This window comes from Alkalihalophilus lindianensis, from assembly GCF_032843265.1.
GTDB classification, from domain to species: Bacteria; Bacillota; Bacilli; order Bacillales; family Bacillaceae_D; genus Alkalihalophilus; species Alkalihalophilus lindianensis.
This window is the reverse complement of sequence record NZ_JAWJBA010000889.1, coordinates 1-243: the sequence shown is the minus strand read 5'-3', so window position 1 is coordinate 243 and position 243 is coordinate 1. Positions and strand designations below refer to the sequence as shown.

The 243-nt window shown below is 44.9% G+C and carries 1 protein-coding gene; it reads right to left on the bottom strand.

What is annotated here, in order from left to right; all coding sequences use genetic code 11:
- Window positions 1–243 (bottom strand): hypothetical protein (locus RYX56_RS24685; RefSeq protein WP_317124432.1); only part of this gene is annotated, 243 nt, incomplete at both ends.

Sequence of the window (243 nt, the reverse complement as noted above, 5' to 3'; positions counted from 1 at the left end):
CATTTGCTTTAAAAGCAATTGAATCTACTACTGTGGATGTATCTCCGCCATTAGTAAGGTAAGAGGTGAGGGCTTTGTCGGCAGCTACGATGCCTTGTCCGATCTCATCAATACGGTAAACTTCCCAAAACTGAAGGTTAGCAGATGATTGCAAAAGTTTTTTCACACGCTCCGGATCTTTCACACCTGCAAGCTCAATATTGATAACCCCGCGGTTTGCATCCAAAGCGATGTTTGGCGAGG